14 protein-coding genes are annotated in these 14,458 nt (G+C 73.7%); 7 read left to right on the plus strand and 7 right to left on the minus strand.

Features of this window, described 5'->3' with window-relative positions:
* The first annotated feature begins 6 nt into the window (after positions 1–6).
* Together ACZ597_RS09605 and ACZ597_RS09610 are read left to right on the plus strand one after the other, a co-directional pair.
* Positions 7–1,608, plus strand: coding sequence for an alpha/beta fold hydrolase (locus tag ACZ597_RS09605; protein ID WP_471327272.1), 1,602 nt, complete (start codon positions 7–9; stop codon positions 1,606–1,608).
* Positions 1,609–1,802: 194 nt separating this feature from the next.
* Complete coding sequence (locus tag ACZ597_RS09610; RefSeq protein ID WP_471327274.1) at positions 1,803–3,311, plus strand: DHA2 family efflux MFS transporter permease subunit; 1,509 nt, start codon at positions 1,803–1,805, stop codon at positions 3,309–3,311.
* A 17-nt stretch (positions 3,312–3,328) separates the two neighbouring features.
* On the opposite strand, the gene ACZ597_RS09615 is transcribed toward ACZ597_RS09610, so the two are convergent.
* A complete protein-coding gene (locus ACZ597_RS09615; protein WP_471327276.1) occupies positions 3,329–4,063 on the minus strand; it encodes a 4'-phosphopantetheinyl transferase superfamily protein in 735 nt (244 codons plus the stop codon).
* A 106-nt stretch (positions 4,064–4,169) separates the two neighbouring features.
* Positions 4,170–4,970 carry an AfsR/SARP family transcriptional regulator gene (locus ACZ597_RS09620; RefSeq protein ID WP_471327279.1) on the minus strand — a complete coding sequence of 267 codons (801 nt, stop codon included), beginning with the start codon at positions 4,968–4,970 and terminating at the stop codon, positions 4,170–4,172.
* A gap of 101 nt (positions 4,971–5,071) precedes the next feature.
* Here ACZ597_RS09620 and ACZ597_RS09625 point away from each other — a divergent pair, with 101 nt between their 5' ends.
* The 3 genes from ACZ597_RS09625 to ACZ597_RS09635 are packed head-to-tail and all read left to right on the plus strand — an operon-like array spanning position 5,072 to position 8,563.
* Positions 5,072–6,604, plus strand: coding sequence for an FAD-dependent oxidoreductase (locus tag ACZ597_RS09625; RefSeq protein ID WP_471327282.1), 1,533 nt, complete (start codon positions 5,072–5,074; stop codon positions 6,602–6,604).
* A gap of 13 nt (positions 6,605–6,617) precedes the next feature.
* Positions 6,618–7,724, plus strand: a complete 1,107-nt coding sequence (locus ACZ597_RS09630) for a DUF1611 domain-containing protein (RefSeq protein ID WP_471327285.1) — start codon at positions 6,618–6,620, stop codon at positions 7,722–7,724.
* A complete protein-coding gene (locus ACZ597_RS09635) occupies positions 7,721–8,563 on the plus strand; it encodes an SMP-30/gluconolactonase/LRE family protein (RefSeq protein WP_471327288.1) in 843 nt (280 codons plus the stop codon). The genes ACZ597_RS09630 and ACZ597_RS09635 overlap by 4 nt, the downstream gene beginning before the upstream one ends.
* A gap of 6 nt (positions 8,564–8,569) precedes the next feature.
* Here the strand turns inward: ACZ597_RS09635 and ACZ597_RS09640 are convergent, their stop codons facing one another.
* Genes ACZ597_RS09640 through ACZ597_RS09650 form a run of 3 tightly spaced genes read right to left on the minus strand, consistent with a single transcriptional unit; the run spans position 8,570 to position 10,783 of the window.
* Positions 8,570–9,757 carry an MAB_1171c family putative transporter gene (locus ACZ597_RS09640; protein WP_471327291.1) on the minus strand — a complete coding sequence of 396 codons (1,188 nt, stop codon included), beginning with the start codon at positions 9,755–9,757 and terminating at the stop codon, positions 8,570–8,572.
* Entirely contained in the window at positions 9,754–10,299 is a 546-nt protein-coding gene (locus tag ACZ597_RS09645) for a toxin (protein WP_471327293.1), read from the minus strand. The genes ACZ597_RS09640 and ACZ597_RS09645 overlap by 4 nt, the downstream gene beginning before the upstream one ends.
* A gap of 7 nt (positions 10,300–10,306) precedes the next feature.
* Positions 10,307–10,783: an XRE family transcriptional regulator gene (locus ACZ597_RS09650; protein ID WP_471327295.1), complete on the minus strand. Its 477-nt coding sequence runs from the start codon at positions 10,781–10,783 to the stop codon at positions 10,307–10,309.
* 177 nt (positions 10,784–10,960) lie between these two features.
* Between ACZ597_RS09650 and ACZ597_RS09655 the strand changes: the two genes are divergently transcribed.
* Positions 10,961–11,797, plus strand: coding sequence for a sensor histidine kinase (locus tag ACZ597_RS09655; RefSeq protein ID WP_471327297.1), 837 nt, complete (start codon positions 10,961–10,963; stop codon positions 11,795–11,797).
* Positions 11,776–12,507, plus strand: a complete 732-nt coding sequence (locus ACZ597_RS09660; protein ID WP_471327299.1) for a response regulator — start codon at positions 11,776–11,778, stop codon at positions 12,505–12,507. Before ACZ597_RS09655 ends, ACZ597_RS09660 begins: the two co-directional genes overlap by 22 nt.
* A gap of 25 nt (positions 12,508–12,532) precedes the next feature.
* Here ACZ597_RS09660 and fabG read toward each other — a convergent pair whose 3' ends face one another.
* Entirely contained in the window at positions 12,533–13,237 is a 705-nt protein-coding gene (fabG, locus tag ACZ597_RS09665; RefSeq protein WP_471327301.1) for a 3-oxoacyl-ACP reductase FabG, read from the minus strand.
* 59 nt (positions 13,238–13,296) lie between these two features.
* Positions 13,297–14,352, minus strand: a complete 1,056-nt coding sequence (locus ACZ597_RS09670) for a beta-ketoacyl-[acyl-carrier-protein] synthase family protein (RefSeq protein ID WP_471327304.1) — start codon at positions 14,350–14,352, stop codon at positions 13,297–13,299.
* Positions 14,353–14,458 lie beyond the last annotated feature (106 nt).

Here is a 14,458-nt window from a genome sequence, read left to right on the forward strand (position 1 = left end):
GGGCAGATGCCTCTCAACCCCACGCCCCGTCGCCGCACCGCGCGACGGCTGCACGCCAGGTCGGCCGCCGTGGCCGCCGGTGTCCTCGTCACGGGCCTGCTCGCGGCGCCCGCCCAAGCGCAATCCGGCACGGGCGCGGACGACGGGCCGGCGATCGGGACGGTCGCCCGGACCGTGGGCGACGCCCGCTTCGAACCCGGGCCCTGCCCCAAGACGGCGGACCCGGTCGCCGAACTCGACGGGGCGCGCTGCGGAACGCTCACCGTGCCCGAGAACCGCACGAAGCCGGACAGCCGGAATATCACCCTCGGCGTCGCGGTCGTCGCGGCGAAGGCCGCCGAACCGAAACCCGACCCGATCGTCTGGCTCGCCGGCGGGCCCGGCGACGACGCGGTCGGAGAGGCGAAGATGGCGGTCGACGGCGGTCTGAACCGCGACCGCGACGTGATCTTCATGTCCCAGCGCGGAACGTACTCGGCCGACCCGGCGCTCACCTGCCGCAACATCGACGAGTTCAACGCGCGCGCGACCGGGCTCGTCTACGACGCGCCGTCCACCGAGCGCGAGCACGTCGCGGCCACGAAGGCCTGCCGCGACAAGTTGGCGGCGAGCGGCGCGGACCTCAGCGCCTACAACGACATCGAGAGCTCCGCCGACCTCGCGGACCTGCGCAAGACGCTCGGGCTCAAGGAGTGGAACGTCTTCGGCATCTCCTATGGCACGCAACTGGCCCTCGTCCACATGCGCCTGCACCCCGAGGGCATCCGGTCCGTGGGCATCGACGGCATCCTGCCGCCCTCCACCGGAGGTTCGGCCGTGACCTGGCAGGCGGCCAAGCAGGGCTTCGGAGGCCTCTTCAAGGCCTGCGCGGACGACCCGGCCTGCAACAGCCGCTACCCCGACCTGGCGGCCACCTTCGAACGCCTCGTCCGTGAACTGGAGGCCAAGCCGGTCACCACCACCGTCACACTGCCCGACGGCAAGAAGCAGGTGAAGGTCGTCCTGGACGGCGGCGCCCTGGTGAACTGGATGACCGCCGCCACGCACGTGGCCCCCCAGGTACCGCGGGCACTCGACGAACTGGCCAACGGCAAGCCCCAGCGGATCGCCGAACAGTGGGCGAGCGGCAAGTACAGCCCCCAGGCCATCGGACGGCTGTCGCACGGGCTCGTCTACGGAGTCTTCTGCAGCGAGTGGACGCCCTACGAGACCGAAGCCCAAGCGCTCCGAGCGGGCGAGGAGGCCTTCCCGTCCTTCCCGGCCTCGGTACAGGCCCAGGCACCGGGGCTCACCTTCCTCCGCCCCGACTGCGACGTCTGGAAGGCCCCCGCGGCGCCCGGCTCCATCCGCGACGTCACGACGAGTGACATCCCCGCCCTCGTGCTCTCGGGCGCGTTCGACGCCCAGACCGCGGCGAGCAACGGTGCGTACGTGGCCCGGACCCTGAGCAAGGCCCACGCCTTCACGATCCCCTACGAACCCCACGTGGTGTTCGCGACGTCGAAGTGCGCCCAGGAGATCACCGTCTCCTTCTTCGACGACCCCGCCGCACCGGACACGGACTGCCTGAAGGGCCTGAAGGCCCCGAAGTTCGAGACCGCGCCCTGACGGCCGGGCGCCCCGCGGGCGGGACATCCGGAACCATCCGGAGTGACGTGCGGCCCGGTCCGGTCCGACAAAATGGTTTGAGCCCTGACCCCGGTACGGACAGGATCGGGGAACACCGATGAGTTCCTCCCGGTGGCGAGGTCTGTCTTCGTGACAGGCCACGCGCGCAGGACGCTCACACGACGGAAGGCACCATGCCAGTACCCCCCGCACTCCCCGCAACGCCCGCCCACCCGCCCGCCCGGGTCACCGCCGTGCTGCGGGTCCTCGTGCTGTCCACGTTCGTCGTCTTCCTCAACGAGACGATCATGGTCAACGCCATCCCGAGGCTCATGCGCGAGTTCGACGTCACCGCGGCGGCCGCCGGGTGGCTGTCCACGGCCTTCATGCTGACCATGGCCGTCGTCATCCCGGTGACGGGGTGGTTCCTCCAGCGCGTGACGACCCGGACCGCCTTCGGCCTCGCCATGGCGCTGTTCCTCGCCGGAACGGCCCTGGCCGCCGCCGCGCCCGCCTTCCCCGTACTGCTGGCCGCCCGCGTCGTCCAGGCCAGTGGCACCGCCGTCATGATGCCGCTGCTCATGACGACGCTGATGACCCTCGTGCCCCCGCACGACCGCGGCCGCGTCATGGGCAACATCACCCTCGTCATCTCCGTCGCCCCCGCCCTCGGCCCCGCCGTCTCCGGCGTGCTGCTGCAACTGGGGAGCTGGCGCCTGCTGTTCCTGGCCGTACTGCCCATCGCGGGAGCCATGGCCGTCTTCGGCCGGCGCACCCTGGTCAACGTCGGCGAGCCGCAGGCCGGCCCGATCGACTGGGTGTCCGTCCCGCTGGCGGCGGCGGGCTTCGGCGCCCTGGTCTACGGCCTGAGCGAGCTCGGCGCCGGGGCCGCCTCCCAGGCCCCCGTGTCCCCGGCGGTCACGACCGTGGTGGGCGCGGTGCTGGTGGCCCTGTTCGCCTGGCGGCAGCTGGCGCTGCAGCGCTCGTCCACGCCGCTGCTCGACCTCCGCGCCCTGACCTTCCGGCACTTCTCCGTGGCGCTCGCCCTGATGTGCCTGTCCTTCATGGGCCTCATGGGCGCGTTCATCCTCCTGCCGATCTACCTGCAGGAGGTGTGCGGCCTGACCTCGCTGCAGACCGGGCTGCTCCTCATCCCCGGCGGCCTGACCATGGGCCTGCTCGGACCGCAGGTCGGCAAGCTCTACGACCGGCTCGGCGCACCGCGCCTGGTCGTGCCCGGAGCCGTGCTCACGGCGCTCTGCCTCGCACTGTTCGCCCTCACGGGCGAGGGGACCTCTCCCTGGCTGGTGCTCGCCCTCCACGTGGCCCTGAGCGTCGGCATGGCGTTCGTCTTCACCCCCGTCTTCACCTCGGGCCTGTCCGTACTGCCGCCGCACCTCTACCCCCACGGCTCCGCCATCCTGGGCTCGCTCCAGCAGGTCGCGGCCGCCGCCGGAACGGCCCTGGTCATCAGCGTCATGTCGGGACACGCCGCCACGGCGGCTGCCGACGGCGCCGACGCCACCGGAGCCCTGGCCACGGGCGTCCGGTGGGGATTCGGCGTCGGCGCCGTACTCGGCGGACTGACCGTGCTGATCGCGCTCCTGGTCCGCACCCCGCCCGTCCCGGAGCCGCCCGCCGGGTCACAGCCCCAGGACGCGGACCCGGCCCCGGCCGACAAGGCGGCGGAGAAGCCCGCCTGACGCCCTCGCCGACCGGATCACCGGGGCCCGCCGCCGGCGCGGAGCAGCACGGTCGTCCACACGTACGGGCCCACGGACCGGACCTGCCCCCCGACGGTGCATCCGTCGGGGAGGAGCCCGGGCACGGGGGTCAGGCACAGCCCGGTGCCGTTCCCGGGCCCGGGGACCGGGGAGACCTCCAGGTCGTGGAAGACCGGCTCGCGGGGGAGGCCCAGGGCGGTGGCCGCCTTGTAGAAGGCCTCCTTCGCCGAGAACACCACCGTGAGGAGCCGTCCGCCCGGGTCGCCGCCGGCCACCAGGTCGCGCTCCCGCGGTGTGCACACGAGTCCGGCCGCCTCCGGGGGGAGGCGGCCGACGCGTTCGACGTCCACCCCCACGGCGGACACGTCCGGCCGGGCGGTCGCCAGGCACGTGGCGACCGCGCCCCGGCAGTGGCTGATGGACCCCCGCACCCCCGCCGGGAACCGGGGGCGCCGGCCTTCGCGCAGCACCGGCCCCGACCGGCCCAGCAGCCGCAGCGCGTCGGCGGCCGCGGCGCGCCCCGCCGCGAAGTCCCGGCGGCGGGCCGGCGGGGTTCCCCGCATCAGGGCCCGCTCCTCGGGGTGCATGTCCTCCCCGCCCCCGTCCTCCCGCGCGCCCGGCAGGCGCAGTACGGCGATCACGCCCCGCGCGGGGCGCACCGCCAGGGCCGGGGTCCCCGTACTCCTCGGGGAGGGGCCGCCCGTGCCTCCAAAGTGGCACTTCCCGTCCATCCGGCAGTTCCTCCGCCCGCTTTTATCCGGCTTTCATGGCGGCGCCCCAGCATGGGCCCTCAGGCAGACGAAGGAGGGGCCCATGGGGGGAAGGCGCGCGACCCGGTCACGCCGGCACGCTCCACACCGGAGCGTCGGCGGGTTCGAGACCCAGCTCGTCCCGGAGCATGGTCCTGAGCTCCTGGAAGGCGCTGAGCGCCTCACCGCGTCGGCCGGACTCCCGCAGGGACTCGATCAGCGAGTGGTGGAACCACTCGTTGAAGGGGTGCGAGGCGACCAGGTCGCGCAGTTCGGGTACGAGGTGGGTGTGACGGCCGCGGCGCATCTCCGCCTCGACGCGCACCTGGTGGGCCCGTACGCGCAACTCCTCCAGGTACTGGACGTGACCGGCCAGGACCCGCCCCGGGCGGACCGTGGCCAGGGCGCGGCCCCGCCACAGCGCCAGCCCCGCGTCGCAGGCGGCGGCGGCCTCGTCCACCCGGTCCCGGGCGAGCAGCCGCTCGCTCTCCCGGAAGAGCCGCGTGAACCGAGTGGCGTCCAGTTGCTCGGGGTCGATGTCCAGGAGGTAGCCGGACCGGCCGGTGCGCAGCAGCTGCCGGGACGCGGGCCCCAGGAGTTCGTCGAGCTGGCGGCGCAGGTGGTAGACGTGCGTGCGCAGGGTGCTGACGGCCCAGCGCGGGGGCCGCTCCTCCCACAGCTCGTCGACGAAGGCGTCGACCTCCACCACCTGCCCCGCCCGCAGCAGGAGCAGGGCCATCACCTTGTTCACCATCGGGCCGCGCAGGGTTTGAGGGGTGGTGCCCGCGGAGACTCCGAGAGCCCCGAGCACCGAGAAGCAGATCTGGCCGGCCACTGCTGCCAGCACCTCCGTCAGTCCGCCGGCGACACCGTGCGCATCGCCGTTCAACGGCTGGAATACAAGCACGCGCGCGGGCCGCGTCCGGCGGCTCTGCCCCGCAAGAAGCGCATGGCTGCGCCTAAAGAGACATCCGTACAGAAGGTGGGATCATGACCGAATCACCGCAGGTGCTCGTCGTCGGAGCGGGCCCGGTGGGGCTCGTGACGGGGATCGAACTCCTCCGGCGGGGCGTGCCGGTGCGCGTCGTCGACCGCTCCGAGCGCCCCAACCCCCACTCCAAGGCGATCGCCCTGTGGCCACGGGGCATCGAGGCCCTGGCCCGCTTCGGCGCCGCGGACGAACTGCACCGGCGCGGCGTGGTGCTGCGCGCGCAGAACTACCACTCCCAGGGCGAGCGCGTGGCCCGGCTGGCCTTCGGCGGGATGCGCCGCACCCGCTACCCGTACGCCCTGTCGATCCCGCAGCAGGAGACCGAGGCGGTCCTGCGGGACACCTTCCGGGAGCTGGGCGGGACGATCGAGTTCGGGACCTCCCTGACCTCCTTCACCCAGGACGCCGCCGGGGTGAGCGCCGAGCTGGAGACGGCGGGGGGCCGGGTGACGGAACGCTTCGCCTGGCTCGTCGGCTGCGACGGCGCGCACAGCAGGGTCCGCGAGGTCCTGGGCGTGCCCTTCCGGGGCAGCTCGTACCCGCAGCAGTTCCTGCTCACCGACGGGCCGGTCCGCACCTCGCTGGCCCACGACGAGGTCCACTACTTCATGTCCGCCGCCGGAGTGCTCGTGGTGGTGGGGCTGCCGGGCGGCATGTACCGGACGTTCGTGAGCGCGGCCCCCGACCAGCCCGTGGACGACCCCCGGGACGCCGTGCAGCGCGCGGCCTCGGAACGCTGCCCGGTGCCGATCGAGCTGCTCGGCGAGCAGCGCACCGGCGTGTTCCGGGTGCACCGCAAGGTGGCCGACCGGCTGCGGTCCGGCCGGGTCCTGCTGGCGGGCGACGCCGCGCACATCCACAGCCCGGCGGGCGGCCAGGGGCTGAACACCGGTATCGAGGACGCCGCTTCGCTGGCCTGGAGGCTGGCAGGGGTGCACGAGGGCCGGTGGGGCGAGGAGACGCTCGCACAGTGGGAGGAGGAGCGGCTCACGGTCGCGCGGGCCGTGGTCGGCGACACCGACCTGCAGACGCGCATGTGGACGATGAGCGGCTGGCGCGCGCGTGCCCGGGACGCGGCGCTGGGCGCCGCGGGGCGCAGCGGTGTCCTGAACCGCGTCGTCGTACCGCGCCAGGCCCAGCTGTCGTTCGCCCATCCGGGCCCGCGGCGGCAGGCCGGCCACCTGCGGACCGGGATGCGGCTGCCGGACGTACCGCTCGACGCCGGGCGCGGGCGCTGGCTGCGCGACGAGCTGGGAGACCCGGCGCCGCTGCTGCTGCTGTTCCCCGGAACGGGCAGGCACCGCAGGGACGTCACGGGAGTGGCCGACATCTTCCGGAAGGCCCACGACAGCCTCAGGGTCACGGTGATTTCCGATGCGGACGAGATCGGCCACTCCCTGCTGAGGCTGACTCGCCCGTGTGCCGTTCTCGTACGGCCGGACGGGACGGTCGCGGCACTGAGCGACCCGTTCCGTGACGAACTCCACTCGGAGGCAAGGCATTTGACCGGAGTGGCCGCCGGGTTGCGGTAGTTAGGATGACACGGTGCTTCTTTCCGAATTCTCACAACTGCCCTTACCCGCCGTTCTGTTCGCCGACGGGGTGTTCGCCCATCCCGAGGGGAAGACCGTCCAGGGGGTGATCCGGCACAGTACGGTGCTCCGCCCCGTCGCGGTCGTCGACCGCTCCCACCCCCACCCGACCTCGGCGTCCGTGCTGCCGGGCACCGACATCCCGGTCGTCGGATCCGTCGCGGAGGCCGTGAAATACGGCCCCCAGGCCCTCGTGGTGGCGCTGACCGAATCCGATTTCGGCGAAACGGTCGACGGGAAACTCCTCCACACGCCGAGGGATCCGGGCGACCTGCCGGAACTCTGGTGGGACGAGATACGCACCGCCGTCCGCGGCGGTCTGCACGTCATTTCCTGTCTCCATGTCCAGCTGCTCGAAACGGAACTCGCCGGGATGCTCTCGGAAGGGCAGCGCATTGTCGACGTGAGACGCCCTTATGACGTACTGCCCAAATATTCCGGACGGGTTCCCAGGCGACGCGCCAAACTGATTCACGTCGCCGGCAGCGACTGCGTCGTGGGAAAGCGCACCACCGCTCTCCAGATGCACCGGGAAGCCCTTTCCCGCGGGACCGACTCCGGCTACGTGGGAACCGGCCAGACGTGTCTGCTCGCCGGATGCACCGAAGGCGCGATCATCGACCGGACACCGGTGTTCCAGGCGGCGGGGCTCGTCGAGCACCTGGTCCAGCAGGCCGACCCCCGCCACGACCTGCTGATCATCAAGGGCCAGGCGTCCGTGATGCACCCGGCGTTCGGCGGTCTGGCCACCGCGATCCTCCAGGGCTCGCAGCCCGACGCGGTCATCTTCGCGCACGACGCCCGGCGCGCCTCGCGCTACCACTGGGACCATCTGCCGCTCGCCGACCTGGAGACGGAGATCCGCATGGTCGAAGCCCTCGGCGGCGCCCCCGTCGCGGGCATCGCCACCCGCGGCCGGGACAACGTACGCAGGCTCCGGCATCTGGGGCTCCCCGTCGCCGACGTGCTCGACGGTGACGGTGCGGCGGTCCTGCTGGACGCGGCCGAGGCCGTGTGGTCGGCACCGGAGGGCGCCGGCCGGGCGGGGGGCGTGCGGTGAGCGTGGAGGTGGCGCTGCGCGCGGTGGCGGCCTTCGCCGAATGCCCGACCTGGGACGCGGCCGACGGAACGCTGCTGTGGGTCGACATGAACCGCTGCGAGGTGCACCGGCTGAGCCCCTCCGGCGGAGCCGCGGCGGTCCTCCGCTTCGAACAGCCCGTCGCCGCCGCCAAGCCCCGGGCGGGCGGCGGCCTGGTGCTGAGCATGCGCGACGGCGTGGCGGTGAGCGAGCCCGACGGGACGCTGCGCCCCCTGGCCGACTGGTCGGCCGAAGGGGTACGGGGCAACGACGCGGGCGTCGACGCGCGGGGCCGCCTCTGGGTCGGAACCATCGCCGGCCCGTCCGCCCCGGGCTGGCTGGGCCGCGTCTCCCCGGGGGGCGCCACGCACCGTGCGCTGTCGGGGACCAGCCTGAGCAACGGCATCGCCTGGAGCCCGGACGGCGGGCGGATGTACTTCGTCGACACCCCCACGTGCCGCATCGACGTGCTCGACTACGACCTGTCCACGGGGGAGGCCTCCGCCCCGCGCCCGTTCGCCGAACTGACCGGCACGGCGGGTGTGCCCGACGGCCTGTGCGTCGACACCGACGGCGGGGTGTGGGTGGCCCTCTTCCGCGGCGGGGCGGTCCGCCGCTACACGCCCGGGGGCACGCTCGACCGGGAGATCCGTTTCCCCGCCGCGCTCACCACGGCGTGCGGCTTCGGCGGGACGGACCTGACCGACCTCTACGTCACCACGGCACGGCGCGCTCCCGAGCACGACGAACCGCTGGCGGGCAGCGTCTTCGTCGTGCCCGGCGCCGGACAGGGCCTGCCTCCCACGGCGTTCGCGGGCTGAGGACGGTCACGGGGCGGCGGCCGCCACGCTGTCGGACTCCGGCCGGGCGGCGGGCATGAGGGCGAAGGCCCGGGAGACCTGGACGAGCCACCGCACATCGGCGTTGAAGTCCAGGTCGTCCGGGCTCACCGCCACGGGCGCGGCGGCTTCCCCCCGGTACTCCCCGCCGCCCCGCCCGGCACGCGCGGCGAGGGCGGCGGCGATGCGCGCCGCCTCCCACCCCGCACGCTCCTCCTCGGTCCCGTCGGGGCCCGGGGCGGGGGCCAGCCCGGGGGAGACCCGCCCGCCCAGGGCCAGACAGCCGTCCCGGATCTCGATCACCCGCCGGTGCAGGCGGAAGCGCAGGTCCCACAGGGCGAACAGGTCGCTGCGGGGAGCCGGTTGCAGGGACGTCTCGGGGTGGGCCCGGTACAGGGCGTACCAGAGCGGGCGCAGCCGGCGGAAGCGCTGGTAGTCGGCCCACCAGGCCCGTACCGCCTCCACGCGCGGGCCCCACAGCGGCGCCGTCCACCCGATGGTGTTCAGGGTCAGCCCCACCGTCAGACAGGTCCGGATGACCCCTGCCGCGGCGGCCGGGTCCCAGCCGCGGTGCACGAGGAAGATGTCCGCGAACCGCCCCAGGGAGTAGACGAGGTCGAGGCACGCGCCGACCGCCGCCGTCCGCAGACCGCGCCGGAGCCAGACGTCCTCGGTGAGCCGGGCGTAGAACCGGCACGCCTTCGCCACCACGGCCTTCCCGAGGGTGAAGGCCGTGAGGTAGACGACCTGGTAGGCCACGAAGTACGGCTGTTCGCGCGGGTGCGCGAACGTGTTCCGGGGGTGGCCGTGCAGCAGGGCGAGCTCGAAGAGGACGGCCATGGCGAGCGGTACGCAGGCCAGCAGGGCCAGCCGGCGGCGCGCTCGGGCGCGGGCCTCCTCCCTCGGGTGCAGCCAGTGGATGAGCAGCACCTGCTGGCAGGCGATCGCCGCGATGATCCACATCTGGACGGACACGTTGTACCAGGTGACCGTGCCGAAGAGCTTTCCGGTCAGGTGGGCGGGCGTGGACATGGCGAGGTACATGCCCTGGCAGCCGAAGGACGCGCACAGGGCGACGAGCGCCGGTTCCCGTCCGCGCCGCAGGACCGGCGGGAGGGTGCGGGCGAACGCGAACCAGCAGATCAGTGCGCCCAGCGGGTAGCGGAGACTGTTCATGCCCGGCCCCGGCGGCGCCAGTCGAGGGAGCCCTGGATCCGGCCGAGCACCCCGTCCGCCTCGGCGGCGGCCGTGCCGGGCTGCGAGCGCAGTCCCTCGCCGAGGAGGAACGCCATCACCTCGGCCTCCCGTTCCTGGCTGTCGGAGTAGGTGTCGCGGCACAGCAGGTCCTGCACCAAGGAGGGGTCGAGGTCCGGGAAGAGGGTGGTGACGGCGTCCGATTCGGCGGTGTCGCTGCGGTGGCCGCACACCATGTGCGCGAGCTCGTGGGCGATGATGTGCTCCTGGTGGTGTCGGCTGGTGTGCTGCTCGTAGACGACGTAGTCGGCGTCCGCGAAGGCCAGCCACAGTCCGCACGGGCCGGACGTGCCCAGGGGCATGGGCAGCAGGTGGATGGGCCGGCCCCGGGAACCGCTGAGGTGGTCGCACAGGGTCATGAGGTCGTAGGACCCGGGCAGCCCGAAGGAGGCCAGCCGCTGCCGGCTCTCCCGGCGCAGCGCCCGGAGGTCGCCGCGGCGCCGGAGCCGCTGTGGGAATCGCATGGGCGGTCTATTCCCCGGCACCCGCCGGGCCGCCGGTGTCTCTGCCCTCCGGATCGTCGGCCGTCCCGCCGCCCCGGCCCGACTGTCCGCGCGAGGCCGCCGAGTGCAGCAGGCTGACCTCCCGGATGATGCGCGCCAGGTGCTTGCGGCCGGAGTCGTCCATGCTCATCGCCCGCAGCGCGATGTCCCGCACCTCGGCGTTGCCCATGGCCGAGGCGAGGGCGAGCTGCGCGTCGACCCGCTCGGCGGTGCCGTCGTCGAAGAAGTACGCGGCGGGCACGCGGAAGAACGCCGCCAGCGCCTCCAGGTGCCGCTTGGTCGGGTTGTCGCGCTGTCCGGTGCGCAGCTGCCAGACGTACGTCTTGGAGAACGTGCCGCCGCTCAGTTCGCTGCAGCCGCGGGCGACCTCGTCGTACGTGTACTCGCGGCCGTTGGTGCGGATGGTCCTGAAGAGTTTGTCGACCTTGTCTGCCAAAGAGGGCATCAACGCTCCTTCTCGTCCGCCAGCGTGAACCAGCAGGGTGACGGCGGCCAATCCTAGTTGACAGCCCGCAGGGCCGCACCTACGGTCGGACCGTTAGCTGAGATGAACGGGCGAATGGGCCTCGGCAGCCGACAGCAGTCGGCCGGCCGGTACGGGGGCCCGATGGGGGAGGCTTGCGTGGCAGACATCTCTGTGCCGGACCACGGCGGCGAACACGGCGCGGCGGACTGCTCGGACGGCGCGGAACGCGCGGAAGGCGCCCCCGTCCTCGACGCGGCCGCCGGCCCCGCGACGCGCGGGCACCCGGACCGCTTACGTCCTGTGGAACTGCAGGAGCGCCGGCCGGCGCCCGGCGACGACTGCTGCGGCCGGATGGCCCGCGACGTCCACGACCACCTCGGAGGCAGCCTCGCCCTGGCCCTCCGCCACCTGGAGCTCCACCGGGTCAAGACCCGGACGGCGGGCCCGGACGATCCGGACGTCGAGCGGCACCTCGCCGCGGTCCACGACGCCCTGCGGGAGGCCACCGCCCTCACCCGAGGCCTGGTCGCCGGACTGCGCGACGCCGGGGCCACCGGGCGGGACGGCCTGGAGGAATCGCTGCGCCGCCAGGCGGACCGGCTCAACCTGGACCGACTTCCGCTCCGCCTGACGGTGGAGGGCGACGGGTCCCGCGTGCCGCCCGCCCTCCGCCGCGAGATCGTCCTCGTCGTCGGGGAGTTCCTGCGCAACTCCTTCACCCACGCCGATCCGCGGGCCGTCACGATCGGCGTACGGATCTCGGGCCACCGCGTCGCGGTCCGGGCCGCCGACGACGGCCGGGGCTTCCGCCAGGACACCGCCGGCGGCCACCGGGGCGGACTGACGGCCATGCGCGAGCGGGTGGCGCAGATGGGCGGGCGCTGCCTGCTGCTCAGCGCTCCGCGAAAGGGCACCCGGCTGCTGCTGTGGGTGCCGCTGACCGGCGGCCACGGGCCGCACCCGGGGGAGACATGGAACTCATTCGCATCCTGATAGCCGACGACCACACCCTGCTGCGTGACGCGCTGGCGGAACTCCTCGACACGGAGGAGGACTTCGAGGTCGCAGGGGTGGCCGGCGACGCCGCCGAGACCGTACGCCTGGCCGCCGAACTCCGGCCCCGCGTACTCCTGCTGGACATCGAGATGCCCGGCAACCACGACCCTGCCGCCACCGTCCGGCACCTGCGCCGGGTAGCGCCGGAGACGCAGATCCTGGTGCTGACCATGCACGACGACCCCGGGCTGGTCCAGGCGCTGCTGCCGCTGGGCATCCGGGGGTTCCTCCACAAGACCGTGAGCCACCAGTCGCTGGCCGGCGCCGTGCGCGACGTCTGCGCCGGCGGCAGCCGGGTCACCATCTCGCTCTCCGCCCGGAGCCTGGCCGCCCCCGCGGCCGCGGACATCGCGCCGCTCTCGGTCCGAGAGACGCAGGTCATGGAGCTGGCCGCCGGCGGACTGAGCAACTACCGCATCGCACGCCGGCTCGACATCGCCGAAGGGACGGTGAAACGCCACATGCGCAACATCTTCGACAAGCTCGACGCGGGATCGCGGGTGGAGGCGGCCAACAAGGCGGTGGAGCGCGGCCTGATCGCTCCACCCGTGACCGCCCCCCGCGGCGTGCGGGACGTCCGCCGCCTCCCGGACGCCGTACTCCGTGCCCGCGCCCCGCACGCCGTGCCGCAGGCCGTTCTGAGCTAGGGGTCGCGGCGGCGGCGCGGCGGGGTCAGATGCCCATGCCGATGCCGCCGCCCACGGGCAGGACCGCGCCGGTCACGTAACCGGCCTGCTCCGAGGCGAGGAAGCGGACCGCCGCGGCGACCTCCTCGGGCGTACCCGGCCGGCGCAGCGGAGTCATCGCCATGCACTCCTTCATCCGCCGCTCGGTCAGCCCGCTCGTCATGTCCGTGTCGATGATCCCCGGCGCCACCAGGTTCACCGTGATGCCGCGCGGGCCCAGCTCCCAGGCGAGCGAGCGGGCGAAGCCCAGCAGCGCGGTCTTCGTCGCCGCGTAGTTGGTCTGACCGGGAGAGCCCAGGAACCCCAGCGCGGACGACATCAGTACGATCCGGCCCCGGCGGGCGGCGAGCATGCCGCCCGCCGCCGCCCGCACCGTACGGAACACACCCTTCAGGTTCGTCTCCACCACCTCGTCGAACGCGGCGTCGTCCATGCGGAGCAGCAGGGTGTCCCGGGTGATCCCCGCGTTGGCCACCAGCACCTCCACGGGACCCTGCCGCTCCGCGACGGCGGCGAACGCGGCCTTGACCGAGGCGTCGTCGGTCACGTCGCAGCGCACCCCCCAGAGCCCGTCCGGCGGTGTCCCGGTGCGGTGGCCGACCGCCACCCGGTCCCCGTCGGCGGCCAGGGCCCGCGCCACGGCGAGCCCGATACCCCTGTTGCCTCCGGTGACGAAGACGGAACGTGACATGTGTTGCTCTCCTTCCGGAACACCGGGCGCGTGCCCGGCGTCGTGAAACGGCGCGAAGGTCATCGCGCCGGGGACTCCACCAGCAGGCACGACCAGGTGAAGCCGGCCCCCGCGCTGAAGACGAGGGCGCGGGCCCCGGGCGCGGGCAGGCCCCGGGCCGTCAGCTCGGCGATCCCCGCGACCGCGTCGCCGGCGCCCAGGTGCCCCGTCTCCCGCCCGGGGTCGAGCAGCCGGGCCCCGCCCACCTGCTCCTCCAGGACCGGGATCCACGACTCGGCCAGCGTCTTCGCGCCGAACCGGGGCAGCACGACATGGGTCAGGCGCGGGTCGCGCCCGTCCATGCCGCCGTCGGCCAGCGCCTGCGAGACGACCGTGCGGATCGCCCGCCGGTTGGACGTGGTGAACGGCAGCACTCCGTGGGCGCTCAGGTAGGCCCGCTTGGTGGCGCGCATGTCGACCCGGTCGCGGTGTCCGCGGGCGACCGGCGAGAAGGGGTCCGCGCCCCGGTGCATCTCCTCCAGCAGGGGGTCCGCGACCGTCGCGACCGACCGCAGCAGCAGCACGTCACCGTCCGCCGCGGGCCGGCGCAGCAGCACGGCCGTACCCGCGTCGCCGTACGCCACCCCGAAGTCGCCTCCCCAGCGGTCGAAGCCGGGCTCGGCGAAGCGGTCTCCCGTCGTCACCAGGCCCAGCCGCGGCCGCGCCGGGGGATCCGGGTCCGGCGAGGCGAGCCACGCCATCACCAGCCCCATGGCGGCCGCGCCGCCGTTGCACACCTGCTGGATGCCCACCGGCAGCGCCCGCAGGGCGTCGAGACGGCGGGCGACGTAGTGCGCGGGCGACCACAGGTCGTGCCCCTGGTGGTACATCCACGCGTGCGCGAGCACCTCCAGCTCGCCCGCTTCCACGCCCGCCGAGTCGAGCACCCCGCGGGCCGCGAGGACCGCTGCGTCGGGCGGGGCGACGGCCCCCGCGTCCGGAACGCTCTCATGGCCCAGGTCCGCCGCGTCGCGCCGGCGCAACCGTCCCGCGGCGACCGCGTCCGAGGCGCGGGACCGCCCCTCGGGCAGCCACAGCCCGGCCGTCACGATGCCCACCGGCTCGGTCGGTCTCATCCCTCGCACCACCTGTCCGCACGTCGAATCGTCTTCACGGCCGGACCCTCGGGCGCCCCGATGAAAGCGCGGGCAAAAACCGGCCGGAAATCCCCCCAGCCGGTCC

Source organism: Streptomyces sp. NPDC040718 (assembly GCF_055593565.1).

Coding starts and splice junctions, on each gene's coding strand:
- ACZ597_RS09615 (WP_471327276.1), bottom strand. CDS start 4,063: ATGGACGGGAAGTGCCACTTTGGAGGCACGGGCGGCCCCTCCCCGAGG.
- ACZ597_RS09605 (WP_471327272.1), top strand. CDS start 7: ATGCCTCTCAACCCCACGCCCCGTCGCCGCACCGCGCGACGGCTGCAC.
- ACZ597_RS09650 (WP_471327295.1), bottom strand. CDS start 10,783: ATGCCCTCTTTGGCAGACAAGGTCGACAAACTCTTCAGGACCATCCGC.
- fabG (WP_471327301.1), bottom strand. CDS start 13,237: ATGTCACGTTCCGTCTTCGTCACCGGAGGCAACAGGGGTATCGGGCTC.
- ACZ597_RS09660 (WP_471327299.1), top strand. CDS start 11,776: ATGGAACTCATTCGCATCCTGATAGCCGACGACCACACCCTGCTGCGT.
- ACZ597_RS09670 (WP_471327304.1), bottom strand. CDS start 14,352: ATGAGACCGACCGAGCCGGTGGGCATCGTGACGGCCGGGCTGTGGCTG.
- ACZ597_RS09610 (WP_471327274.1), top strand. CDS start 1,803: ATGCCAGTACCCCCCGCACTCCCCGCAACGCCCGCCCACCCGCCCGCC.
- ACZ597_RS09640 (WP_471327291.1), bottom strand. CDS start 9,757: ATGAACAGTCTCCGCTACCCGCTGGGCGCACTGATCTGCTGGTTCGCG.
- ACZ597_RS09645 (WP_471327293.1), bottom strand. CDS start 10,299: ATGCGATTCCCACAGCGGCTCCGGCGCCGCGGCGACCTCCGGGCGCTG.
- ACZ597_RS09625 (WP_471327282.1), top strand. CDS start 5,072: ATGACCGAATCACCGCAGGTGCTCGTCGTCGGAGCGGGCCCGGTGGGG.